The sequence below is a fragment of the Bradyrhizobium sp. SZCCHNR1017 genome (assembly GCF_032381375.1).
Lineage (GTDB): Bacteria > Pseudomonadota > Alphaproteobacteria > Rhizobiales > Xanthobacteraceae > Bradyrhizobium.
Map to the genome: position 1 here is coordinate 674,931 of NZ_JAUHIR010000001.1, position 25,113 is coordinate 700,043.

A 25,113-nucleotide genomic window follows, 5' to 3' on the forward strand; every position below is an offset into this window, starting at 1 on the left:
GATGGAACATGCGAAGGTCAACATCCTCTTGGTCGACGATCAGCCGGCGAAGCTGCTGGCCTACGAGGTCATCCTGAAGGAACTCGGCGAAAACCTCGTAGTCGCCACGTCTGGTCGCGAGGCGCTCGAAATTCTGCTGAAGAACGAGATCGCGGTGATTCTCGTCGACGTCTGCATGCCTGAGCTCGACGGCTTCGAGCTGGCGCAAATGATCCGTGAGCATCCGAGGTTCCAGAAGATTGCGATCATCTTTATCTCCGCCATCCAGGTGAGCGACTTCGATCGCCTTCGTGGCTATGAGATGGGCGCCGTCGACTACGTGCCGGTTCCTGTCGTGCCGGAGGTGCTGCGCGCCAAAATCAAGGTTTTTGCCGAGCTCTATCGCAAGACACGCGAGCTGGAACATCTGAACCTTGAGCTGGAGGACCGGGTACGGGCCCGCACCGCCGAGCTTGAGCGATCGACAGCAAAGCTCGTCGAGAGCGAGCAGCGTCGGAGCATGGCGATCGCGGCCGGCAGGATGGGCTCGTGGGACTGGGACGGTGTCAATGGCGACTGGATGTGGGACGAGGGGCAGTACCGCATCTTCGGCGTCACGCCGCAGAACTTCGAGCTGAACACCGTGAACATCATGGCGCTGCTGCACCGGGAGGATGCCGAGCGCGCCCGCCAGGTGGTCGCGGAATTCAGCCGTGGCGCGACGTCGTATGAGGCTGAGTTCCGGATCCACCGGCCCGATGGCGAAGAGCGGTGGTGCGTGGGAACGGCCGCGGCGACCACCGACAGGACCGGCCGCGTGGTCCGCGTCAGCGGGGTCACGATCGACATCACCGAGCGCAAGCGCGCCGAGGAACGCCAGAACCTGCTGACCCGCGAGGTCGATCATCGTGCCAAGAATGCGCTGACCTTGGCTCAGTCGATCGTTCGCCTGACCAAAGCCGACAGCGTGAAGACCTATGTCAACGCGGTAGAGGGGCGCATCAGCGCACTGGCCCGCGTTCACACCATCCTCTCGCTATCAAGCTGGGAAGGTGCGAAAATAGGTAGGTTGGTGGCCGAAGAGCTCGCGCCCTATGCAACCGGCGGCCAAGTCGCCTTTGACGGCGTCGATCTGCAGCTTGAGCCTGCGACCGCGCAGACGCTGGCGCTGGCGCTGCACGAGCTGGTGACAAACTCGGCCAAATACGGCGCGCTGTCGGTCCGCTCCGGGCATCTCTCGGTCAAATGGAGCATCGAGGATGAGCGCCTGGATCTGATCTGGATTGAAACCGGCGGTCCCTTGGTGCGCGCGCCGACCTCGCGCGGCTTCGGCACGCGCAGCCTGATGGCCAGTGTGGAAAGCCAGCTCGGTGGGCGCGCCTCGTTCGACTGGCGTCCCGAGGGATTGGTGTGCCGGCTGGTCGTCCCGCTCCGCCCCGGCGCGACCCCGCCGGAGATCACGAGCCCTTGCGCAACGGCGGCGCCGGGCGACGCACGACAACGGGCTGCTGGCTGACCGCTCCGGATAGCTCAGGCCATGTCGCGCGAGATCCGGACCGGGATCGACTTGGCGGCGGGCACCTTGCTCCCTTCCGCGTAGTGCCATAGCGGAATCAATCCGTTGCATTCGGGGTAGTAGGCCGCAACGCTGTAGCGCGGAATGTCGAACGCCACTGCCTGGAGCCCGCCCAGCGAGCGCTCCACGCCGTCATCGGCCTCGGTCGAGAGCCGAACCGGCTCGCCCTGCTTGATGCCCAGATCAGCCATGTCGCTCGCGTTCATGAAGACGATCTGACGGCCACCGGTGACGCCGCGAAACCGGTCGTCCTCGTTGTAGATGGTGGTGTTGAACTGGCCGTCGGCGCGCAAGGTCATCAGCTGGTAAACGCCATTGCCTTCCTCCGGCGGATTGAGCGCCGCCTTGGGCACGGTGAAGTTCGCCTTGCCGGTCGGCGTCTTCCATTTGCGTTCGCGGGCACCAAGCGGCCGCGGAAAGCCGCCGGGCTCAAACAGGCGCTTGTTGAAGTCTTTGAACTGCTCGGGATAGGTCCGCTCGATCGCGTCTCTGACGCGCGCGTAGTCGCCCACCCAGGCATCCCAATCGACGCGCGGATTTGGCTTCAGGGTGGCCTTGGCGAGACCGGCGACAATGGCTGGTTCCGACAACAGGGTCTCTGCGACGGGTTGGCGCTGCCCGCGCGAGCCGTGAATGCAGGTGGTGGAGTCCTCCATCGAGACCGCCTGATCTCCGCCTGCCTGCCGGTCGATTTCGATGCGGCCGAGGCACGGCAGCAGATAGGTCACCTCGCCTGGGACGATGTGGCTGCGATTGAGCTTGGTTGCGATCTGCACCGACAGCCGCAGCTTCGACCACGCCGGCTCCATCAGCGAGCGTTCAGGGACGGCGCGCAGGAAGTTACCGCCGAGACTGACGAAGCCCTTGACGTCCCCCTTGATGATGCCTTGGCAGGCATCGACCGTGCTGAGACCGTCCCAACGCGGCGGCTCGAACGAATAGAGCTCGGCAAGCTTGTCGAGCGGCACCAACTTGGTCTTCTCGGAGATGCCGACGGTGCGTTGCCCCTGAACGTTGGAATGGCCACGAACCGGCGAGATGCCGGCCCCCGGCTTTCCGATGTTGCCGCGTAACAGCAGCAGGTTGACAATCATCTTCGCGGTTTCGACGCCATGCCGATGCTGGGTTATTCCCATCCCATAATTGGCGATCACGGCGTGCGAGCCTGCGTAGACCTTGGCAGCCTCCAGAATGGCGCCGCGCGTGAGGCCGGAGGAGCGTTCGATATCGCTCCACGACGCCTGCCGGCAGCAGGTTGCGAAAGCTTCGAAGCCGGACGTGTGCCGCTCGATGAAGGCGACATCGAGCACGGGCGGGCTCTTGGTCGCGACCGCGGCATCATCCGCCTCGATCACGGCCTTGCACAATCCGAGTAGTGCCGCACCATCGCCGCCAATGCGCAGCTGATGATACTGCGTGCTGATCCGCGTTCCCCCCGTCAGCACCATTTGAATGGGATTTTGCGGATTGGTGAAGCGCTCCAGCCCACGCTCCCGCAGCGGATTGAACGTGATGATGGGCACGCCGCGTTGTGCCGCCTTCTGCAACGGATGCAGCATGCGCGGCGAGTTGGTGGTCGTGTTCTGGCCGAAGAAGAAGAAGCAATCCGCCTTGTCGAAATCCTCAAGGAGCACCGTACCGACGGGGACGCCAATCACCTCCGGCAGAGCAACTGATGTGGATTCGTGGCACATGTTGGAGCTGTCGGGAAAATTGTTGGTGCCGTACATGCGGCCGAAAAGCTGATACATGTAGCTCGTCTCGAGCGAGGCCCGGCCCGACGTGTACATGACGACCGAGCGTGGATCGAGCCTGTTCAACTCCGCCCCGATGTCGCGAAGGGCCTCGTCCCAGCTCACGGCAACATAGCGATCCGCCGCAGCGTCATAGCGCATCGGATGAGCAAGACGCCCCTGCTCTTCGAGCTGATGATCCGACCAGGATCGCAATTCTGTCAGACTGTGCCGAGCAAAGAACTCCGGTCCGACTGTCTTGCCGGTGATTTCCCACGCGGTCGCCTTGGCGCCATTCTCGCAGAATTCGAACGGGTGCGGCTTTGCCGGCTTGGCCCAGGAGCAGCTGACGCACATGAAGCCGCCTGGCTTGTTCTGTTTCAACAGGATCTCGCTGCCAAGCAGGGTCACCTCCTCCTGCGTCAGGATGCTGGCGACCGCGTGCACCGAACCCCATCCGCCGGCCGGAGCCCTGTAGTCCTGGATTTTTGCTTTCTCGCTCACGACGCTCTCCGCGGCCTGTTCAAAAGCGGCAAACCCGGGATGAGCAGCGAAGTTCCGATTCCTCACTGAACGTTGCGAGGCTATCGTCGAAGTCCCGCGGGCGAAGGTCCGCGCTAGGAATTGGGAACGACCCGGCCTGCCGCGAGTCATTTCCATGCCTCTGGCGGCGTTCCCCCATCTCGCTGGAGGCACTCCGTGTGGACTGCGGCCCAGCGTTCGACCCCTCGGGCGCTGGGCCCGTCCCACTGAGGTAGCCGGGTTTTCTCCCGGCTTCCGATCTCAGCATCAAGCCGCGCTGCGCTTGAGATGGCGGCCTTCCTTGACCTCTTCGATGATCTTGGCGCTGAAGGCTTCCAGATCTCCGGGATTGCGCGAGGTGATCACGCCCTGATCGACCACGACCTCCGCGTCCTGCCAATGCGCGCCGGCATTGGCAACGTCCGTCTTGATCGATTTGTAGGACGTCATCTTTCGCCCCTTGGCAATTCCGGTCTCGATCAGGAGCCACGGCGCATGACAGACCGCCGCAACGATCTTCTTGGCTTCAAAGATCTCCTTGATGAACCGCAGCGCCTTCGGCTCGAGCCGCAGCAGATCCGGATTGATCTGACCGCCCGGCAGCACGACGGCGTCGTAGTCCGAAGCAGACGCCTGGTCCAACGTCTTGTCGACCTTGACGGTCCGTCCCCAGTCCTTCTCATCCCAGCCCTTGATCTCGCCCGGCGCGAGCGAGATGATCTCGACGGTCGCGCCCGCCTGCTTGAGACGATCGCGCGGCACTTCGAGCTCGGATTGCTCGAACCCGTTGGTTGCGAGGATCGCGATCTTCTTTCCCTTGATATCCATTGGACTCTCCTGGCCATTCGACACCGCCGGCAACCTCGCGCTGGCCTCCATGTTCCGCCTGGCAGGCCAGGCGGATCGTCACAACTGGTCGATCGAGTCAGCGCTCGCCTGGGTGGAACCAGCCTGCCTATGGCGCCGTTTGTTTGGACGTCCCTGCCTTGAATGGATGGGCGGCGTCGAGCGGCACGGCATCGCTGCATCGGCGGATCGCAATCTGGAGGCGCTCGTGCCCTACGCATTGTTTGAGAATGACGAACAGATGACCCGCCCGTTTCGCACCGAGCGCGAGGTCTGGGAGGCCGCGGAACAGGCCGATCTCATCACGCTCGGCACGCATGGCGAGAAAATCCTCGACAACAATTTCGAGATCAAATCATGCGAGGCCACACCGGAAGAGCTTACCGCCGCGCCGCCGGACATCGTATTGCCCGAAGCTCACACGCCCGATGCTGATCGAGGGAGCCGGACGACCGACCAATCTTTCTCCTCACCGGCCAAATTGAAGATGCGGACGTCCTCATGACCCGGCGCAGGTTGGCCTTTGCGGCTCAGGTGATCGTCGGCCATGTCGGTTCCAGGCCTGATCATCGGACTACGGACGAGCGGCGGATCACTCGGCCTTACCGCCAGCGTCTCATGCGCGCCGGGCGCCGCGCTGCTTGCGAGGCAGTCGGCTCGCTTCCTCCAGCTTGAGCCGCTCTCGCTGTTGCCGCAGCCGGTCAAGCGTCTCCAGCATGTGGTGCAAAAGCACTTCGGCGGCCGCCGTCGAGGGCCGAGCTCGCCGTAGCTGCACGATTTCACGGCGCTGCCGCCCGACCCGGAGACGCATACGGTCGATTTCGGCTCGAACCACACATAGATCGCGCATGAAGCACCCGAGCAAGAGTAGGATCGCACAATAGAACAAAATAGGAACACTTTGCAAGCTTTCCCGTTGAAGCCGGGCAACAACGGGAGATCCCCATGGCCGAACAGCTGCAGAAAGATCCCGAGGACTGGGTGTCCGGAGCCGATCCGATGACGGATACCCAAGCTTCCTACTTGAGAACGCTCAGCGAGCAGGCTGGCCGATCCGATCCCACGCGAGCGGAGATGACGAAGGCTGAAGCGTCAGAACTGATTGATGAGATGAGACGCGCCGCAGGGTTGGATTGAACCGGCATATTCGACTCACCAGGACGATGGGTCGGCAGATCGGTATTCCAATGTTGGCGATGCCGGTCCGAAGCTGTCGCGAATCAGAAATCGGTCGTTTAGTCTCCGCGGCATTTCGCGGGAGTCCACCATGGTTGCGGACAGTGACAGCAAGGTTGCCTGGCATCGCGCCCAGCTCAAAAAGAATCGCGCGACCTTGAAACAGATCGAGACGGCGCGGTTCACGGTGGGCGAGAGCGCCGATGCGAAGGCGCTTGAACAGACCAAGCGGCAGGTTGCGGAACTCCAGGTCAAGATCCGCGAATCCGAGCACCTCATCGCTCAGCACGACAAGCAGACGCGACGCCCGCTGGCGACCGACCTGCGAAGCCTCTCGAATGTCGCTTGGCGCAACTGGACCGGCAATGGCCCGCGCTGAGGGCTCGCTGCCATTCAGTCCACGATCTTCTGATGCACGCCTCCAGGCTGTTGCATAACCGTAGACACATTCGACGGCTGTGATTTGTCAACCGTCGGCGCCCAGCGCTTCAGCCGTTCATCGCTCCTGCTGATTGCATCGAGGTCGATGCGTCCTTCCGCCAGAGCCTCCTTGGCGCAGGCGAGCGCGCGGTGGAACTGGGTGCCGTCATAGGCCACCAGCAACAGATCGGCGCCGCCGTTGAGAGCCTCCACGACAGCTTTGCAGAGATCGCGGCCGTAGATCGCCCCCATCACGAGATCATCCGTCACGATCACGCCCTGATAGTTCCAGCGGCCGCGAATGAGTCCCTCGAGCACGGCTTTGGAATGTGAGGCAGGCCGCTCTGGATCGATCGCATCGACCGTCACGTGACCGACCATCATCGCCGCGTGCGAGCCCTGCAGCACCTGTCGGAACGGCCGCCAATCCGACCGTTCCAAGACATCTGCCGGCGTGCCGAGCTGTGCCGAGAAATGATGCGTATCGGCTGCGACGCGCCCCAGACCAGGGAAATGCTTGACGGCCGCGCGGACACCGCTTGCTTCCAGGCCACGGACGTAACCGAGCGCAATGTCGCCAACCACCGCGGGATCGTTGGAGATCGCGCGGCGGCCGATCAAGGTGTGAAAGTCCAGTCGGTTGCGTGTCCAGCTCGGGCGAAGGTCGACGACCGGAGCCAAATTGAAGGTGATGCCGGCAGCCGCGAGAGCCTCACCCTGGGCGCGCCCCATCGCGAACGCATCCTGCGCGCGCCGCGAGGCCGGCAGATCGGCCAGCGTTGCGAGGCCGGGCATGTTCGGCAGGGTCGGAGACAGGTGTGCGACGGCGCCTCCCTCCTGATCCGCCGCAACCAGCAGAGGCGGCAGCCCGGCACTCCGGCGCGCGTCCTGCAATCGCGCCATCTCGGCGCGCAGCTGAGGCTCGGTCCGGCCGCGGATGTTGTGGTGTGTCACATAGACGCCCGCGATCAACCCCTGCCGGGCCAACGCGGCTGCGTCATCGACGGCCGTGTAACCGACGATGAAATGCCGGCCGAGCAGATGCGCCACGTCGGGGGGCGTCCGGAACGTCTCGTACTTGCGCCAGGCAAACATGAACTGCGTCGACGTCAGCATGATCAGCGGAACGCACCATGCTACGACCAGAGCGCGTCCGGCGGGCCCCCGCCGCCACCGACCGCCGAGCATCAGCAGCAGCGGAACGGCAAGCCCGATGAGGAGCAGGGCTGCGTGGCCGCTGCCCCGCAGCCGAACCAGATAGGGCTCGTTGCTGTTCAGCGTGACGAAAATGAAGAGCAGAGCGAGGATCCAGAGAACCGCGGTCCTGATAAGTCCGAGCATGTGTGCAGTCGATCATCCGAGGGGAAAGACGGCCATTGCCGTAACAACCACGTTTTCCCTGCGCCAGATGTGGAATCGCGTCTGCACGAAATCTGCAAACAAATCCTGAAATGCTGCAGATCCCCTCGTGAGCTGCTGCATGGGCAGGCGTCATGCTTGGCTCATCGGCTTGTGCCTCCCGGCCCGAACGATGACCCAAACCAAGGATTCCTCCATGACGACTCTCGCCGAGCCGACGGCTGCGCCCGTCGCGCCCGATTCCATGTGGCTCAAATTCGCCATCACTGCCGGCCTCGTCGGCCTCGCCGACACGCTGCTCTACAACGGCCGGCCGATCGGCCTGGCATTCCCGCTGTTTTTCGCCGCGCTCGCCGCAGCGAGCATTCTCGCCAATCTTGCCAAGACCGATCGAAACCGTCTGGTCGGAGCTGCAGTTCTCTTCGTTGCCGGCCTGGCTCCCGCCATCGAGGAGCTGAACCTGCTTTCTTTTCCTGTCCTGCTGCTCACGACGCTGTCGGCTATCACGCTGGCGACCAACCGATCCGCGCGCGGCTTCCGGCTTCCGCTGACCGCCGCGCGGCAGTTGCTCCTGATCGGGCCGTTTCGACTGATACCTGATGCGATCGTGACGCTGCGCACGAACATGATCACGCGAACTCTCGTTGTCTGGAGCATCCCGCTGGCACTCGGCTGCGTGTTCTTGGCTCTGTTCGCAGCAGCCAATCCAGTCATTGAGCGGTGGTTCGCCGTCCTCAGTCCCGAGCGCGTCGCCTCCCAACTCACGATGGGGCACGCGATCTTCTGGCTCGTGACGTTGTCCATGGTCTGGCCATTCGTCAACCTTCGCTGGCGCGAGCGGACCAAGACCTCGAGCCCACCGATCGAAAGCGAGCCCGATCAGCCGTCAATCCTGACGACCGTGCTCGGCCCTGAAACCGTGATCCGGGCGCTGATCCTGTTCAACATCCTGTTTGCCCTCCAGACGGCGCTCGACGGCGCATATCTGTGGGGACATGCTGCGCTTCCGGACGGCATGACCTATGCGACCTATGCGCACCGAGGCGCCTACCCCTTGATCGTCACGGCGCTGCTCGCGGCTGCCTTCGTCATCGTCGCCGTCCGCTCCGAGACCACGGCAAACGAGTCGCGACTGGTCCGGCCGCTGGTCTATCTCTGGGTGGCTCAGAACGTGATGCTGGTCGTGTCCTCGATTCAACGGCTTCACATGTATATCGAGACTTATGCTCTGACCTATTGGCGAATCGCGGCCCTGATATGGATGATCCTGGTTGCGATCGGCCTGATCCTCATCGTGCTCAGGATCGCTCTCGACAAGTCCAACGCATGGCTCATCCGTATGAACCTGCTCGTGCTCTCGGCGACCATCTACGGCTGTGCGCTGATCAATTTCGACCGACCGATCGCAGACTTCAATGTCTCCCATAGTCGTGAGGCAGGACAGAGCGGCCCTCTCATCGACGGCTCCTATCTCGTCTGGCTCGGGCCCGAGGCACTGCCGGCCATCGAGCGGGCGATGCTGTTGCGACCGACGGACCGAGGGCTGGCCAGCGACCGTGATCGGCTCCTTGAGCAACAGGAAAGCAGCATGGCGTCCTGGCGATCCTGGAGTTTTCGCGGCTGGCGCCTGCAGCGCTATCTCGATACACATCCTGTGTCGCAGAAACCAAGCTGATGCCTCGCCGCGGAGTAAAGCTCGTGTCTCCCCGAATCCTCATCGTCGACGATGACCCGCATATCCGCGAAGTCCTGCGCGTGGCCTTGAGCAAGGCCGGCATGGCGGTGAAGGAAGCCGCCGACGGCCGCGCCGCGCTGGCCAGCGTCACCGAAGACCGTCCGAACCTGATCGTGCTCGACGTCGGCATGCCGGAGTTCGACGGCCTCGAGGTCTGCCGGCGCATTCGCCGGACCTCGCAAGTGCCGATCCTGTTCCTGTCGGCCCGCGACGAGGAGATCGACCGCATTCTCGGGCTCGAGATCGGCGGCGACGACTACGTGACAAAGCCGTTCAGTCCGCGCGAGCTGGTTGCCCGCGTCAACGTCATTCTCCGCCGGGTCGCGAACGGCGGAGGTGATCGCTCGGCCGAGCCGGAGAAGCTCGTCCATGGCCGGCTCCGGCTCGACCCGCAGCAGCACCTGGCCCGTTTCGATGACATGCCGCTGACGCTCACCGCGCTGGAGTTCAGCATCCTGCGCACGCTGATGACGCGTCCTGCGGTCGTGTTCAGCCGCGAGCAGATCATGGCCGCCGCCTATCAGCTCAACATTCAGGTCTCCGACCGAACGATCGACAGCCACATCCGCAACATCAGAGCGAAGCTCGCAGCCGCGCATTGCGAGGACGCGATCGAGACGGTCCATGGCGTGGGCTTCCGGCTCGGCCGCTGCGGCACCCCATGATCGCGCCCAAGCCCAAGGCAAAATGGCGGCCGTCGCTGGGACAGATCGTCTTTGGCGTGCTGGCGCTGGTTGGCACCTTGCCGCTCGTCGGGCTGTTCTTCTTTCGCATCTATGACAACCAGCTGATCCGTCAGACACAGGCGGAACTGATCGCGCAGAGCCGTGTCCTCGCGGCGGTCTTCGCCGAGGAGGTTTCCGCGCGCCTTGCCACCGGCGTTCCGCTCGGCGCCGAGATCCCGCCCGAGTCACGTCCGGATTCGTCCGACGAGGTGACGCCCATTCGCCCCCTGCTCGATCTTCTGGCCAACGATCTTTTCGTCCGCCGCCCGGACGCCCGCGACGCGGTCCATCCTGCCGATCCGGCCTACGTCGCGATCGGCACGCGGCTGCTGCCGATCGTCAGGGAGACGCAGAAGGTCACCTTGGCCGGGTATCGCGTGCTCGACCCCCAGGGGGTCGTGATCGCCGGCCGCGATGAGATGGGCAAATCACTCGCTCATATCGACGAGGTGGCTGCCGCCCTGAAGGGACGCTACAGCGCCGCGCTCCGCATTCGCATTCCGGACAAGGCCCCGCCACCGATCTATTCGATCAGCCGCGGCGTCGGCGTCCATGTGTTCTCGGCCATGCCCGTGATCGTCGACGATCACGTTGCCGGGGTCATCTATACCTCGCGCACGCCCCGCAACATCTTCGAGCATCTCTATCAGGAGCGCGGCAAGTTCATCGCTGCCGGCTCCACCATTGTCCTCACGACGCTGCTGGTCGGCCTCGTCGTGGCACGCACGATCACACGGCCGATGCGCGAGCTGGTCGATCGCGCCGGCAGGATCGGACGCAACGATCCCGCGGGTTTCCGTCCGCTTGCCCATTACGGCACCCGCGACTTCGCGGAGCTCGCCGAGCACTTCTTCGCCATGGCCGAGCAACTGGCGCAACGCTCCAACTACATCAGGAGCTTTTCCGCGCATCTGACGCACGAGCTCAAATCGCCGCTGACCTCGATCAAGGGCGCAGCCGAGCTGCTGCTCGACTCCCTGGCCAGCCCTTCCGAGACCCTGACCCGCGCCGAGCAGGAGAAATTCCTCACCAACATCCTTGGCGACGCCGACCGCCTCGCGGCGCTGGCCCAACGCTTGCGCGAGCTGGCACGGGCGGAGACGGTGTCGACGGTCGAGGCTGGTAGCATAGCCGAGGCCGTCGGCACGCTGCGAGTGCGTTTCCCCTCGACTGTCATCGAGACGTCCGGCCCGGTCGAGCGCAGCACTAGGCTCCCGAACGAGACCGTGCTGATCGTGCTCACGCATCTCGTCGACAACGCCGTCCGGCATGGCGCCCGGCGCATCCGCCTCGAGGCCGAGGAGAGCAAAGGGATGCTGATCGTCATCGCCAGCAATGACGGCGATCCGATCTCGCCGGAGAACCGCGACCGCATCTTCGATGCCTTCTTCACGACCCGGCGCGACAGCGGCGGTACCGGCATGGGGCTGGCGATCGTGCGCGCCATCATGGCAAGCCATGGCGCCGAGATCTCGCTGGGGCCGGGCGACAAAGGTGTCGCGTTCGAGCTGCGGCTGCCGATCGAAGGCGCCCCATGACGTCGATCTGAGATAGCGCAGTCTATTGGCGCCGCGTCAGAGTTGCCTCCGGTTGTTCGTGGCAGCCGCCAATCCCCACCTCAGTCAAGTCCCTGTCGGCGAATATCTTCTCCCAATCGTTCGTATACGAGCAATGTATGCCACGGTGCCGCCGGCTGCATGGGCCGGCCGAGAATGCCGCAGAACTGCATGGCAATTCGCAAATGACTTGGACCCGCGATCCGCGTAATCTTCGCGCCGATTGCGCCATCGGCCAGCGTCCCGCTTGGCCTTCGGGAGACCTTGATGAATTCGAGCCGTTTCGAGATCAGCCGCCGGACCGCCCTCCTGACCTCCGCTGCCATCGCCGCGAACGTGGTCAATCCACTCCGCGCCTTCGCCCAGGAGACGCCGCGCAAGGGTGGCGTGTTCAACGTTCACTACGGCGCCGAGCAACGCCAGCTCAACCCGAGCCTCCAGGCTTCAACCGGCGTCTACATCATCGGCGGCAAGATCCAGGAGAACCTCGTCGACCTCGATGCCAACGGCCAGCCGGTCGGCGTACTTGCCGAGAGCTGGGAGGCGACGCCGGACGGCAAGACCGTCACTTTCAAGCTGCGCAAGGGCATCACCTGGCATGACGGCAAGCCGTTCACGTCGGAGGACGTTGCCTTCACCGCGATGAACATGTGGAAGAAGATTCTGAACTACGGATCGACCCTGCAGTTGTTCCTGACTGCGGTTGACACGCCAGATCCGCAAACCGCGATCTTCCGCTACGAGCGGCCGATGCCGCTCAACCTGTTGCTGCGCGCCCTGCCCGATCTCGGCTACGTCTCGGCCAAGCACATCTACGAGAGCGGCGACATCAGGCAGAACCCCGCGAACCTCGCCCCCATTGGCACTGGTCCGTTCAAATTCGTGAAGTACGAACGCGGCCAGTATGTCATCGCCGAGCGCAATGCCGACTACTGGCGGCCGAACGCGCCCTATCTCGACCGCATCGTGTGGAAGGTGATCACTGACCGTGCAGCGGCGGCGGCGCAAATGGAGGCAGGCGAGCTGCACTACAGCCCGTTCTCGGGCCTGACCATCTCCGACATGGCGCGGCTCGGCAAGGATAAGCGTTTCATTGTCTCGACCAAAGGCAATGAGGGCAACGCGCGCACCAATACGCTCGAGTTCAACGTCCGCCGCAAGGAGCTGGCGGACGTGAAGGTCCGCCGCGCCATCGCACACGCGATCAACGTTCCCTTCTTCATCGAGAACTTCCTCGGCGATTTCGCCAAGCTGGGCACCGGTCCGATCCCGTCGACCTCGACCGACTTCTACCCCGGCGCCAATACGCCGCAATATCCCTACGACAAGGCCAAGTCGGCGGCGCTCCTGGACGAGGCCGGCTACAAGCCCGGCGCTGGCGGCACCCGCTTCTCGCTGCGGCTGCTGCCCGCGCCATGGGGGGAGGACATCTCGCTGTGGGCGACCTTCCTCCAGCAGTCGCTGGGCGAGGTCGGCATCGCGATCGAGATCGTGCGCAACGATGGCGGCGGCTTCCTCAAGCAGGTCTATGACGAGCACGCCTTCGATCTCGCGACCGGCTGGCACCAGTACCGCAATGACCCCGCGGTTTCGACCACGGTCTGGTATCGCTCCGGTCAGCCCAAGGGCGCGCCGTGGACCAATCAGTGGGGTTGGGACGATGCCAAGATCGACAAGATCATCGATGACGCGGCGACCGAGGTCGATCCGGCCAAGCGCAAGGCGCTCTACGCAGATTTCGTGCGCGAGGCCAATACCGAGCTGCCGGTGTGGATGCCGATCGAGCAGATCTTCGTCACCGTGATCACGGCCAAGGCGCGCAACCACTCGAACACGCCGCGCTGGGGATCGTCGAGCTGGCACGATCTGTGGCTTTCCGCCTGAGCCGGAATCCGTCAGGATAAGGCCATGCGCATCTTGAGCCTTGCGGGGCGGCGGCTCGCCGCCTCGATCCCCACCCTGTTCCTGATCCTGATCGGCGTCTTCCTCCTGCTGCAGCTCGCGCCGGGCGATACGGTCGACGCGATGATGGCTCAGATGGGCGGCGGCGATGCGGCGACCGCCCGTGAGCTGCGCCGCTTCTACGGGCTGGATCTGTCGGTCCCGATGCAGCTCGCCAACTACCTGTGGCGGCTGGTGCGTCTCGATCTCGGCTTCTCCGCGATCTACGGCAAGCCGGTCGCCGCCGTGATCCTGGAGCGGCTGCCGCCGACCCTGCTGCTGATGACCTCCGCTCTCTCCTTTGCGTTCTTCTTCGGCCTCGTGTTCGGCGTGATCGCGGCGCGCGGCGTCAATCGCTGGCCGGATACGCTGATCTCGACGGTCGGCCTGATCTTCTACGCCACGCCCTCGTTCTGGTTCGGCCTGATGGCCATCGTGGTGTTCTCGATCTATCTGCAATGGCTGCCCGCGGGCGGCTTCGAGGACATCGGCGCCGTCAGCACCGGGATCTGGCGCGTGCTCGACATTGCGAGCCATCTGGTGCTGCCGTCGCTGACGCTCGGCCTGATCTTCCTGGCCATCTATCTGCGCATCATGCGCGCATCCATGCTCGAGGTCCTGAACCTCGATTTCGTCCGCACCGCGCGTGCCAAGGGCCTCGACGAAACCCGCATCATCACCCGCCACGTGTTGCGCAACGCGCTGCTGCCAATGGTGACGCTGATCGGACTCCAGGCCGGAACGATGCTCGGCGGCTCGGTCGTGGTGGAGACCGTATTCTCGCTGCCCGGCCTTGGGCGCCTCGCCTATGAATCGGTGGTCCAGCGCGATCTCAACACGCTGCTCGGAATCGTCTTCGTCTCCGCGCTGCTGGTGATCCTGGTCAACTTCGTCACCGACCTGCTCTACGCGCGGCTCGATCCGCGCATCACGGCGGAGGGCTGAACATGGACGCCGCGAAGCGCTACTTTCGCAGTCCGGCTGCGGTGCTGGGCCTGATCCTGCTGCTGATCGTCGTAGGCATGGCGATCAGCGCCGGCTATCTGTATCCGCGCGATCCGCTCGCCCTCGCCGGCCGGCCGCTGATCTGGCCGTTCGCCAATCCACGGTTCCTGCTCGGCACCGACAATTCCGGCCGCGATATCGCCGCCCAGATCTTTCACGGCGCCCGCATCTCGCTCCTGATCGGCGGCGTCGCCACGTTCATTGCCGTGGCGATCGGAATCATGGTCGGCGCGCTCGCCGGCTACTACGGCGGGTGGGTCGACAACATCCTGATGCGCATCACCGAGGCCTTCCAGACACTGCCGAATTTCGTGCTGCTGCTGGTGCTGGTCGCGGTGTTCGGCTCGACCTTGACGACGGTCACGATCGCCGTCGGCATCGTCTCATGGCCGGCGCCGGCGCGGTTGACGCGGGCTGAGTTCCTCTCGCTGCGCAGCCGCGAATTCGTCCAGGCAGGCCGCACCCTCGGCATGCGCGACACCCAGCTGATGCTGGGCGAGATCCTGCCCAACGCGCTGCCGCCGGTGATCGTCTATGCCGGCGTCGTGATGGCGGTTGCGATCCTTCTGGAGAGTGCACTCGCCTTCCTGCGGCTGTCCGACGCCAACGTCGCCTCCTGGGGCAATCTGATCGGCCTGGGACGCGATGTGCTGCGCGTGCAGTGGTACGTATCGGCGATCCCCGGTGTTGCCATCCTCATCACCGTGCTTGCGGTGTCGCTGGTCGGCCAGGGCCTCAACGATGCACTGAACCCCCGGCTGAAGCAGCGATGAGTCCAGCCAAGCCCGTTCTGACCGTCGACCGCCTCAGCGTACGTCTGCCGAAAGGCGCCGACCGCATGCATGCGATCTCGGAGGTCTCGCTTTCGATCGCCGAAAACGAGATCGTCTGCATCGTCGGCGAGTCCGGCTCCGGCAAGTCGATGATGGCCAACACGATCATGCGGCTGCTGCCGGACGGCGTGACCACCGACGGCGGCCGCATCCTGTTTGCCGGCCACGACCTCTGCACCGCCACGGCGGCCGAGATGCGCCGCATCCGCGGCGCCGAAATCGCGATGGTGTTCCAGGAGCCGATGACCGCGCTCAATCCATTGCGCACGATCGGCGACCAGATCGGCGAGGTTCTGGACATCCATACCGATCTGTCGAAAGTCGAGATCAAATCACGCGTGCTGTCGCTGCTGTCGGACGTCAACATTCCCGATCCGCCGCGCGCGGCGAAGGCCTATCCGCACGAGTTGTCCGGCGGACAACGCCAGCGCGCAATGATCGCCATGGCCTTGGCGCTCGATCCGAAGCTGCTGATCGCCGACGAGCCGACGACGGCGCTCGACGTCACGACGCAGGCCCAGATCCTCAAGCTCATCCGCGAGCTGCAGCAGAGGCGCAAGACTGCGGTGCTGTTCATCACGCATGATTTCGGGGTCGTCGCCGAGATCGCCGACCGCGTCGTCGTGATGCAACATGGCAGCGTCGTCGAACAGGGCGCGGCGGCGGATGTCCTGCAACGGCCGCAGCATGACTACACCAGGCAACTGATCGCCGCGGTGCCGCCGGTAGCGGCGCCCCCGGCACGCAAGCTGTCGGACCGGATGATCCTCACCATCTCCGCTGTCTCGAAGACATATCGCACCGGCGGCTTCCTCGGCCGCGGCGAGCGCGTCACCCATGCGGTCAGGGACGTCTCGCTCGCGCTGCCAAAGGGCGCGACGCTCGGCATCGTCGGCGAGTCGGGCTCCGGCAAATCCACCCTCGCCCGCTGCATCATTCGCCTGATCGATCCCGACGCAGGAACGATCCTGCTCGACGGTGAGGACTGGGCGCCCCTCTCCCGCAGCGAGGTCAGAAACCGGACCCAGCAGATGCAGATGGTGTTTCAGGATCCGTTCGCCTCGCTGAACCCGCGGCGCAAGGCGGTCGATCTGGTGGCGCAGGGACCTATCGTGCACGGCACCTCGCGAGAGCAGGCGCTGACGGAGGCGCGCGAGCTGTTCAGCCTGGTGGGGCTCGACCCGTCGGCCGCCGATCGCTTCCCGCATGAGTTCTCCGGAGGTCAGCGTCAGCGCATCGGGCTGGCGCGCGCGCTGGCACTGAAGCCCAAGGTGCTGGTCGCGGACGAACCGGTGTCCGCGCTCGACGTCTCCGTTCAGGCGCAGGTGTTGAAGCTGCTGACCAGCCTGCGCGAGCGCCTCGACCTGTCGATCATCTTCATCACGCACGACCTGCGCGTCGCAGCCCAGATCTGCGATCTGGTCGCGGTCATGAAGGACGGCGTCGTCGTCGAGCATGGACCCACGCACGACGTGTTCGGCAACCCGCAGCATCCGTATACGCAGGCTCTGCTCGAGGCCATTCCGGGCGGCGACTTCGCCCGGACCGAACATCCCACGTCTTAGCCGATCTCACGCGCGTCGCGATATCGGTACAAGAGCAGCATCAGCGGCGCGAACGGACGCAGCAGGGCGTGCGCCGGAATGGTGACCGGCTCCGTGAACGGCAGCGCCAGCTCGTTGGCCGGCACGCCCCGCACCGCTTTCGCAAGCTCCGCACCGAGGGGGATCGTGAGCGCGACCGCGCGGCCGTTGCAGCCGGTCCAGCCATAGGCATCAGGACCGAGGCGATGAATCCGCGGCATGTAGTCCGTGGTCATGCCTACATAGCCGTTCCAGACATAGTCGAACCTGACCTCGCCGATCTGCGGCCACAGGCGCTGCAGGCGTTCGGCGACCCGCGCCTTCAGCCGCTCGGCCTTATTGCCGGGGCCGATCACGGCGCCGCCGGTGACCAGTCGGTTGCGGGCGTCGTAGCGCGCAAAATAGAGTTCGCCATGGGTATCGGACATCGCCTGCCGCGCCGGGATGACGGTCTTGCGGACATTGTCCGACAGCGGCTGCGTCGCCATCTGCCACGACAGCACGGGCATCACCTCGTGCGCGATATCCGGTGCGAGCGCCTTGGAGAACTCGCCGCTATAGGCATTGCTCGCCAGCACCAGCGCGCGCGCCGACAGCTCCCCCCGTGCGGTGCGCACGATCCAGCGATCCCCCCGCCGGGCGAAGTCGATGACCGGTGAGCGCGCATAGATCCGGCCGCCCAGGCTCAGCACCGTCCGCGCCAAGCCACGCGCCAGCGCGAGCGGATTGATGTGGCCGCCGGTCTTGTTCCAGAAGCCGCCATGCCAGGCGTCCGAGCCGAGCATGTCTCGCGCCTGATCGCGCGACAGCAGCTCGACCGGCGCGCCGAACTTCGACCACTGCTTGAACCTGCGCTCGGCGATCTTGATGCGGCCGGGCGTATGCACCGGCTGGACCCAGCCGGCCTGTTCATGCTCGGCGTCGATGTTGTACCGTCTCACGGTATCGAACAGATTGGACGCGCTGTCGCGCAACATCGCCACGAAGCGCTCGCCCGCGGCGCCATGACGCGCGACGAGGTCGTCCGGATCGGGACGTGACAGCGTCGGAATGACCTGACCGTTGTTCCGGCCGGATGCGCCCCAGCCGGGCTCCATCGCCTCGACGATGGCGACGTCCGTCCCAGCTTCGCGCAGATGCAGCGCCGTCGACAGCCCCGTGAAGCCGCCGCCGATGATGACCACGTCGGCCTGCACACTGCCCTGAAGCTCGGACAGGTCGGGTCCAGCCGGGGTCTGCGCCGCCCAAAGGGATGGCGGCCATTGAACGGAATCTGTGGTGGTGCTCATCGCGGACAGCTCATCCTTGCTGGTCGACCGCCCTGCCGGAGATCGATCTTGCCTTGCGCCCAGCGCCCCGCAGCGCCGGTTGCGGCGCATGGGTCGATTGGGCATAGTTCGGCCACCAATATGCCAAGTTCGCTGCAAGGAGACAAACGCGTGGCCCTCAAGAATGTCATCGGTATCGATCACGCGGTCGTCGTGGTGAAGGATCTCGACGCCGCGGCGGAGACCTGGAAGCGGCTGGGTTTTACGCTGTCTCCGCGCGGCACGCACAGTGCCAAGATGGGATCCGGCAACTACACCATCATGCTCGATCCTGACTACATCGAGTTGCTCGGCATCCTCGCCGAGACCGATCACAACGTTCCAACCCGCAATTTCCTTGCCCAGCGCGGCGAAGGCATCGAGCGCATCGCCTTCACGGCGATCGATTCCGCGGCCGGCGCCGAGGAAATCCGCGCGAAAGGTTTTGAGCCGATTGGTCCCATCGACTTCGAGCGTCCGGTGCCCCTGCCCGACGGCAGCATCTCGGCAGCGAAATTCCGCGTGTTTCAATGGCCCGTCGCGGAGGCTCCGGGCGGCCTGCGCATCTTCGCCTGCCAGCACAAGACGCGCGAAACGGTGTGGATCCCGGAACTGATGCGCCATGCCAACGCCGCCAAGCAACTGAAGCAGGCGCTGATCGTGACGCCGGATCCGGCCAAGGACGCGGCTCACCTGTCGCGCCTGATCGATCGCGACGGCCGGGACGAAGCCGACGGCGCCGTGACCGTCACCTCGGGCGGTGACCGCGCCGATTTCGTATTCCTGACCAGGGACCAGCTCGCAGCGCGCTATCCGGGTGTGTCGCTTGCCGGCCTGCCGGAGCGAGGCGGCGCAGGCCTGGTGCTGGCCTCACACGATCTGACCGCCACCGAAAAGGCTCTGGGCGCGGCAGCGGTGCGCAGTGGCGCGAGCCTGATCGTTCCGCCCGCGTCGGCCACCGGCACTCTGCTCGCGTTCATGGCCGGCTGAGCGCCGGACTGCGGCCGCGCGCGTCGCGGCCGCAACGATCTCATTCCGCCGGCTGGAACATGGCCGGCCGGCCTCGCTGGCTGTCGAGCCACCCGACCAGCCGATCCATGAGTCCGCCGCTCGACTCGGAGGGCTGCGCCGACGAGACGAACGGATCGCAATGACACTTCGCTCCGGCCGCGCGCGACATCTTCGCGACCGCCTCCGTCATAGCCGGCGCGCCGCAGGTGTAGACGACGTCGTTCGGCGTGAGCTCCGGCATGTGTTCGGTCGGCCGGCCGCTGCGAATCGCCGGCGAGACGTTCTGCGGCTCCGACACGATCGGGATGATCTTCACGTTCGGGAAGCGCGCCAAGCGGCACAGCGCCTGATGCATGTAGAACGACTGCAAGGTGCGTGACACGACGATGAAGACGATCTCGCGCTTCGGATTCTCCGTGATGGCGGCGACCGCGATCGCCCACATCGGCGCGAAGCCGGTGCCGCTCGCCACCAGGATGATCCGGCCGCGATGCTTCTGACGGAAGAACGCGGTGCCGAGCGGCGCCGTCAGCTTGACGCGATGTCCGACCTGGATGTCACGGCCGAGCGCCGAGGACACCAGGCCATCCTTCAGGATGCGGATGTGCAGATACAGCAGATGGCTATCGGGCGCGCCGACCATCGGATAGGTCGGGCTGTAGCAGCGTGTCGGAAAACCGCGGTACTGGACCTTGGCGTATTGTCCGGGGAAGAATCGCAGCGGCTTCGGCATCTCGAGGGTGACACCGACGACGTCGGGCGCGAGCCGCACGAGATCGCCCACCTCGCAGTTCATCGTCACCGTATCCGGCACGGGCTCCGTGATGATCTTGAGGTCGGACACGACACGCGCCTGGCACGCATGCGCCATGTCGCCTTCCATGCCGCCGAACAGCTTGCCGTCGATGACCGTCACTTTGCAGGAGCCGCAGATTCCGCTGCGGCAGTCATGGGGCAGATCCACGCCACTGTTGATGGCGCCGTCGAGCAGGATATCGCCCACATTCGCGTAGAACGTTTCCCTGTTGTACTGGATCTTGCAAATCTTACCCATTACTGCACCTCAAGTCGCATCGGCCGGATCTGCCTGGTATGTCTGATCTGGGTATGGTCGAACGCTGCGACACGCATGAACACGCCATTCTTGATCGGAACGTCGTACTTGCTTTTCGTGTCCATTTTGCGGGCAATTTCGAGCGTCCAGTGGCCCGCGGCCCAACGCGCAGCGCAACGGATGTCCGCGCGATCACCGGTGAACTCGCCGCTGACGAGAACACCGGGCACCACGGTCCCGATCGGCGTCTGGGCATCCGCCTCGGCCGAATAGGGCACCGATTCGGCCTCTGTCATGAACCAGCGTGAGCCTTCACTCTCGCCGATGTTGGGATCGAGATTGATCTCGCCCATCGCCGCGGTCATCGCGGCGACGTCCTTCGGCAGGCGCTTCGGTCTCACGCCCCGATTTCCCAGTCTTGCGGCCTCCCTGTCGATCACGAAATTGTCCGAATAGTTCGCAGTCCCCGGATCCGGTGCAAACCCGCCCTTGTAGGGCGTGAGTCCCTTGACCTGATCCGGTGTCGGCTCCGCAGGCGGACCGAAATGATCATCGTCCATCCATCCGGTCGGGCCGCCGCTCGTCGCCTTCCACAGCCAGGCGTCGGCATAGAGATTCGGCGCCGGCGTGTAGTGGATGCCGCGACCCGACAGCGTCGGCGGCTTGTCCGGCATCGGCTGCGAGCTCATGTGAAACGTTCGGTCCGCGGCCAAGGTGATCGGCAGCGTCGTGAACAACAGCGAGAACTTGTCCTCGTTGAAATCGTTCTCGTCGCCCTTGTCGAATCCATTCTGCAGGAGATGCCAGCCATCCGCCTTCTTGATCAGCGGCAGCTGCTTCAACGATCGCGTCGGATCCTCCCAGATGACGAGGAAGTAGACCCACGTGCCGTCATGCGCCGCCTTGATCCAGACGCGCGATTCGCCGGTACCGTCGAAATTGTCGCCCTGGTTGGTCGTCACCATGTGCGGCTGGATGTTGCGCCAGACACGATCCGACGAATCGCCGTCAAGCGTCGGCGCATCCGATGTCGCGATTCGATACACCGTGACGGTGTCCTCGGCGTAGTAGTCGGCGGCGAACATCGCCGAACCGATCACGATGGCTGCGGCGATCGCGACCATGAACGGGTTGGATTGGAAGCTCGGATTGCGGCGGCGGGAATTGCCCTTGGCAGGTGTCGGCGGCGGACGCATGCGACCCGGCGGCACACGCGGCTCGGACCGGGCCCGCATCGGCTCCTCCATGCGCCGCGGCGCCGGCATCGGCTCACGCGCTGCAGGCCGCGCAGCTGGCGCCGGCCTCCTCGGAGGCGCCTCCGCTTCCTCCAGCTTTTCCGACTGCTCGACCAGCATCGTGAGGAGTTCGACGGGATCGAGCTTTGGCGGCGGCGGCGGCAAGGGCGCCGGCCGGAACACGCGATAGAGCTGCATCTTTCCGCCGATGCTGAAGTGAACCAGGACGTGCAGCACCACGAAGGCCGGGATCACCCAGGTCGCGTACCAGTGGATCATCATGGTGACGTAGCCGGAGGCTACGCCGAAGAAGAGCATGCCTCCGGTGACGATCAGGATCGCCATGGAGATGAAAAGCACCCAATGCAGCATCACGCTGATCGAGCCCAGCCGCGCCGGCCGGCGGCCGAGCAAGCCCTTGAAGCGCATCTTGTCGATGGTGACGCGACGGCCGAGCCCTGACTTCGAGATATAGATCATGTAGGCGACGGCGACGCTCGCGAGCACGACCCCAGCCGGCATGTGCCAGGTCCAGGTCCGGTGCCGGGGCAGCAGCCAATCGAGATTGTTGGCGATCCATGCGTGTCCAGGCGCTTCGGTCGCCATGCGAAGCCCCGTCAGGAACGCGATCACCGTGGCCCCAACCAGGGTCCAGTGCAGGATGATCGTTCCATAGTCGGTCTTGCGGATCTTCATGCGTGCGCCTCCAGAGCTGCGCGCACGCGATCGGCGCGATTCACCGCCGACCTGGCGACCGTATTTCGTCTCAGCGGACCGATCCGGCGCAGGATGATCAAGTATTCAACCCTGCGGGCCGCCCCTCGACCCGAATCCATTCCCGCATCACGCGTCTCGATGGTGATGTCGTCCAGCAACTTTGTCGTCCCCCGGATACGCTTTACTAAGTGAGCAACTTCGTCCGACTTCGGCGTTACGGCGCCGTTCTGCACCCAATCGTTGCCCCGCTACGCTTGAGCGTGATCGGTTGGATCACGCCTATGGTTGATCAGCTGCCGTGGCCCGAGCCGGTGACGAGTTGCTCGGATCGCACGCGGACTGATCTGCTTCGTCCTCCCTGGAGTTGATGTTGATCTCGTGCGCCCGATGCTTGGCGGGTCACCGGTTCCACAGCGGCCGCACGTTCGATGATAGAACACATCGTCGGTCGCCATGCCCGGCTGAGCTGATTGCACGTCTTGGATTGGTGCGCGGAGCCGCATGTCCTTGTGTTGCCGCCGCCATCATGATCGTTCTCCGCACCATCATCGAATACCGCATGATCGAGATGACAACGCCTGTGCGTTGCACCGCAGGAAGATTTATTCGGCTTCGTGGCGTCATTCGGCCCGGACCGCGACCAATGAGTACGGAACCAAGGTGATAGACGGACGAATGTGTGACACGCGTCGCGTGCCGATGGCTGCTATCACGCTGCAACTATCGACGATCGCGGACGGATTTCGCACGGACCCGATCGCGCTGAACGATGCCACACTTTTTCAGAGCCGCCCCGGCGCATCGCGCCTCGTGCCGGTCGTTTGCCCGCGACGCTGCGACGGAATTGCCCACTTGTCCAATTGTTGCCGGAAAATCGTCGGTATCGACTGTCAATAGCGCGGAGTGAAGCACTGTGTTTGGGAGACGCGCCTGGATGAGTCTGGCTCAAGACCGCCCGAGAACGAAAGCCGCGGCTGCCCTCAACGACCTTCTCTCGGGAAGCGACGATCCGGTGACGCGCGGGTTGCGCCAGGCTGTCAAACGCATGGCCGGCATCGGCGTGTTCAGCGGCGTCATCAACATCCTGATGCTCTCGGGCTCGGTTTATATGATGCAGGTCAATGATCGCGTCGTTCCGAGCAAGAATCTCGCCACGCTCGTCGGCCTGTCGGTGATGATTCTAGCCGTCTATCTGATTCAGGGTTATTTCGACGCGTTGCGCACCCGCATGCTGTGCCGGGTGGCGACCGTGTTCGACGCGAGCTTGCAGGACGCGATTCATCACGCTCTGGCCACCCTGCCCCTGCGCGGCACCAAGCCGATGCTGATGCAGCAGCCGCTGCGCGATCTCGACCAGCTGCGCGCCTTTATGTCGAGCATGGGACCAACCGCCTTTCTCGACATGCCATGGATACCGATCTTCCTGATCGGCATGTTTCTGTTTCATCCGCTGATCGGCATCACGGCCGTCATCGGCACGGCCGGAATCATCTCGATGACGCTGGTGACCGACCGGTTGTCGCGTCAGGCGAGCAAATCCGCCAGCGATACGAGCGCCGCGCGGCAGGTTCTCGCCGACGCCACCCAGCGCAATGCCGAGGTGATTCGCGCGCTCGGAATGCTGGATCGCTTCTCGGCACGCTGGAACGCCGTCAACGAGCGCTATCTGAAGGACAACATTCGCGCGAGCGATGTCTACGCCAATCTCGGAGCCGCCGCGAAAGTGCTGCGCTTCATCCTGCAGTCGGGCATGCTCGGCATCGGCGCGGCGCTCGTCGTCTCCGAGCAGGCCTCCGGCGGCGTGATGATGGCCTCGTCGATCCTGATGGGCCGCGCGCTCGCCCCGATCGAGATCGCACTTGGCAGCTGGAAACAGCTGGTCGCCGCGCGCCAGGGCATCGCGCGTCTGCGCGATATCTGCAAGGCCACCGCCAGGCCGGAAGCGCCGCCGGTCGCGTTGCCCCGCCCGTTCCGCGAGCTGACCGTACAGGAGCTGACGGTCACCGCGCCGGGCACCGATCGGCCGATTGTTCAAAACGTGTCGTTCTCGATCAAGGCAGGCACGGGTCTGGCACTGCTCGGCGCGAGTGCCTCCGGCAAGACCTCGCTCTCGAAGGCGCTGGTCGGCATCTGGCCTGCACAGCATGGATCCGTCCGCCTCGACGGCGCAGCGCTCGACCAATGGAGCAACGAGGATCTCGGCCGCCACATCGGCTACCTGCCGCAGGACGTTGCCCTGTTCGACGGCAGCATCGCCGACAACATCTGCCGCTTCGACGAGAATGCGAGCTCGGATGCGATTCTGAAGGCGGCGCAGATCGCCGGCGTGCACGACATCATCCTGCGGCTGCCGGAAGGCTATTCGACGCGAATCGGCCAAGGCGGCATGTCGCTGTCGGCCGGTCAGCGGCAGCGCGTGGGTCTGGCCCGCGCGGTGTATGGCGATCCCTTTCTCATCGTCCTCGACGAGCCGAATGCCAATCTGGACACCGACGGCGAGAACGCGCTCAGCCGCGCCATTCAGATCATGCGGCAGCAGAACCAGAGCATCGTGATCGTGATTTCGCACCGTCCCAGCGCGCTGAATGCGCTCAACATGGCGCTGGTGCTGTACGAGGGCAAGGCGATCGCATTCGGTCCCTGCCAGGAGATCTTTGCCCGCGTCGCCGGAGCCAACAAGGCCGCGGGACCCGCCGTCGCGCATGCCCCCGCTCCGCCCAGGGTTGCTGCTCCCGCAGCGGCGCCAAATCCGAACGCCCGCTCGCTTCGTCGCGCCGCCCCAGCAGAAAGCGCTTGATCA

The 25,113-nt window shown here is 64.5% G+C and carries 20 protein-coding genes; 13 read left to right on the forward strand and 7 right to left on the reverse strand.

What is annotated here, in order from left to right; genetic code table 11:
- Position 1: 1 nt before the first annotated feature.
- Positions 2-1,495: an HWE histidine kinase domain-containing protein gene (locus QW863_RS03190; RefSeq protein WP_315712612.1), complete on the forward strand. Its 1,494-nt coding sequence runs from the start codon at positions 2-4 to the stop codon at positions 1,493-1,495.
- 14 nt (positions 1,496-1,509) lie between these two features.
- Here the strand turns inward: QW863_RS03190 and QW863_RS03195 are convergent, their stop codons facing one another.
- Both QW863_RS03195 and QW863_RS03200 read right to left on the reverse strand, forming a co-directional pair.
- Entirely contained in the window at positions 1,510-3,792 is a 2,283-nt protein-coding gene (locus QW863_RS03195) for an FdhF/YdeP family oxidoreductase (protein ID WP_315711825.1), read from the reverse strand.
- Between the two features lie 285 nt (positions 3,793-4,077).
- Positions 4,078-4,638 (reverse strand): type 1 glutamine amidotransferase domain-containing protein, encoded by a 561-nt coding sequence (locus QW863_RS03200; RefSeq protein ID WP_315711823.1) that lies wholly within the window; start codon positions 4,636-4,638, stop codon positions 4,078-4,080.
- On the opposite strand from QW863_RS03200, the gene QW863_RS03205 reads away from it, so the two are divergent.
- The 3 genes from QW863_RS03205 (at position 4,628) to QW863_RS03215 (ending at position 6,211) form a co-directional block, all read left to right on the forward strand.
- Positions 4,628-5,161 carry a hypothetical protein gene (locus QW863_RS03205; RefSeq protein WP_315711822.1) on the forward strand — a complete coding sequence of 178 codons (534 nt, stop codon included), beginning with the start codon at positions 4,628-4,630 and terminating at the stop codon, positions 5,159-5,161. The genes QW863_RS03200 and QW863_RS03205 overlap by 11 nt on opposite strands.
- A 440-nt stretch (positions 5,162-5,601) precedes the next feature.
- Positions 5,602-5,793 (forward strand): DUF3072 domain-containing protein, encoded by a 192-nt coding sequence (locus QW863_RS03210; RefSeq protein ID WP_315711820.1) that lies wholly within the window; start codon positions 5,602-5,604, stop codon positions 5,791-5,793.
- 130 nt (positions 5,794-5,923) lie between these two features.
- Positions 5,924-6,211 carry a hypothetical protein gene (locus tag QW863_RS03215; protein ID WP_315711818.1) on the forward strand — a complete coding sequence of 96 codons (288 nt, stop codon included), beginning with the start codon at positions 5,924-5,926 and terminating at the stop codon, positions 6,209-6,211.
- A 14-nt stretch (positions 6,212-6,225) separates the two neighbouring features.
- Here QW863_RS03215 and QW863_RS03220 read toward each other — a convergent pair whose 3' ends face one another.
- Positions 6,226-7,593, reverse strand: coding sequence for a glycoside hydrolase family 3 N-terminal domain-containing protein (locus QW863_RS03220; protein WP_315711817.1), 1,368 nt, complete (start codon positions 7,591-7,593; stop codon positions 6,226-6,228).
- A 214-nt stretch (positions 7,594-7,807) separates the two neighbouring features.
- Here QW863_RS03220 and QW863_RS03225 point away from each other — a divergent pair, with 214 nt between their 5' ends.
- The 7 genes from QW863_RS03225 to QW863_RS03255 all read left to right on the forward strand — a co-directional run bounded on the left by QW863_RS03225 (position 7,808) and on the right by QW863_RS03255 (position 16,971).
- Positions 7,808-9,286, forward strand: coding sequence for a DUF4173 domain-containing protein (locus QW863_RS03225; protein WP_315711816.1), 1,479 nt, complete (start codon positions 7,808-7,810; stop codon positions 9,284-9,286).
- Positions 9,287-9,309: 23 nt separating this feature from the next.
- Positions 9,310-10,011 (forward strand): response regulator transcription factor, encoded by a 702-nt coding sequence (locus QW863_RS03230; RefSeq protein WP_315711815.1) that lies wholly within the window; start codon positions 9,310-9,312, stop codon positions 10,009-10,011.
- Positions 10,008-11,609: an ATP-binding protein gene (locus QW863_RS03235; RefSeq protein WP_315711814.1), complete on the forward strand. Its 1,602-nt coding sequence runs from the start codon at positions 10,008-10,010 to the stop codon at positions 11,607-11,609. The genes QW863_RS03230 and QW863_RS03235 overlap by 4 nt, the downstream gene beginning before the upstream one ends.
- A gap of 285 nt (positions 11,610-11,894) precedes the next feature.
- On the forward strand, positions 11,895-13,511 hold the full coding sequence (locus QW863_RS03240; RefSeq protein WP_315711813.1) for an ABC transporter substrate-binding protein: 1,617 nt from the start codon (positions 11,895-11,897) through the stop codon (positions 13,509-13,511).
- A gap of 24 nt (positions 13,512-13,535) precedes the next feature.
- Positions 13,536-14,513 carry an ABC transporter permease gene (locus QW863_RS03245; RefSeq protein WP_315711812.1) on the forward strand — a complete coding sequence of 326 codons (978 nt, stop codon included), beginning with the start codon at positions 13,536-13,538 and terminating at the stop codon, positions 14,511-14,513.
- Positions 14,514-14,515: 2 nt separating this feature from the next.
- The gene (locus tag QW863_RS03250; protein WP_315711810.1) at positions 14,516-15,346 is read left to right on the forward strand and encodes an ABC transporter permease; all 831 of its coding nucleotides are present in this window, start codon (positions 14,516-14,518) and stop codon (positions 15,344-15,346) included.
- Positions 15,343-16,971, forward strand: coding sequence for an ABC transporter ATP-binding protein (locus tag QW863_RS03255; RefSeq protein ID WP_315711809.1), 1,629 nt, complete (start codon positions 15,343-15,345; stop codon positions 16,969-16,971). Before QW863_RS03250 ends, QW863_RS03255 begins: the two co-directional genes overlap by 4 nt.
- Here the strand turns inward: QW863_RS03255 and QW863_RS03260 are convergent.
- Complete coding sequence (locus tag QW863_RS03260; protein WP_315711807.1) at positions 16,968-18,278, reverse strand: FAD-binding oxidoreductase; 1,311 nt, start codon at positions 18,276-18,278, stop codon at positions 16,968-16,970. The genes QW863_RS03255 and QW863_RS03260 overlap by 4 nt on opposite strands.
- 150 nt (positions 18,279-18,428) lie before the next feature.
- On the opposite strand from QW863_RS03260, the gene QW863_RS03265 reads away from it, so the two are divergent.
- Positions 18,429-19,286: a VOC family protein gene (locus tag QW863_RS03265; RefSeq protein WP_315711806.1), complete on the forward strand. Its 858-nt coding sequence runs from the start codon at positions 18,429-18,431 to the stop codon at positions 19,284-19,286.
- Positions 19,287-19,326: 40 nt separating this feature from the next.
- On the opposite strand, the gene QW863_RS03270 is transcribed toward QW863_RS03265, so the two are convergent.
- From QW863_RS03270 to QW863_RS03280, 3 genes are read right to left on the reverse strand one after another with little or no spacing between them, the layout of a single operon-like run.
- Positions 19,327-20,361: a 2Fe-2S iron-sulfur cluster-binding protein gene (locus tag QW863_RS03270; RefSeq protein ID WP_315711805.1), complete on the reverse strand. Its 1,035-nt coding sequence runs from the start codon at positions 20,359-20,361 to the stop codon at positions 19,327-19,329.
- Positions 20,361-22,292, reverse strand: coding sequence for an ethylbenzene dehydrogenase-related protein (locus QW863_RS03275; RefSeq protein ID WP_315711803.1), 1,932 nt, complete (start codon positions 22,290-22,292; stop codon positions 20,361-20,363). Before QW863_RS03275 ends, QW863_RS03270 begins: the two co-directional genes overlap by 1 nt.
- Positions 22,289-22,471 (reverse strand): hypothetical protein, encoded by a 183-nt coding sequence (locus tag QW863_RS03280; RefSeq protein ID WP_315711801.1) that lies wholly within the window; start codon positions 22,469-22,471, stop codon positions 22,289-22,291. Before QW863_RS03280 ends, QW863_RS03275 begins: the two co-directional genes overlap by 4 nt.
- A gap of 776 nt (positions 22,472-23,247) precedes the next feature.
- On the opposite strand from QW863_RS03280, the gene QW863_RS03285 reads away from it, so the two are divergent.
- A complete protein-coding gene (locus QW863_RS03285) occupies positions 23,248-25,110 on the forward strand; it encodes a type I secretion system permease/ATPase (protein ID WP_315711800.1) in 1,863 nt (620 codons plus the stop codon).
- The last annotated feature ends 3 nt before the right edge of the window (positions 25,111-25,113 follow it).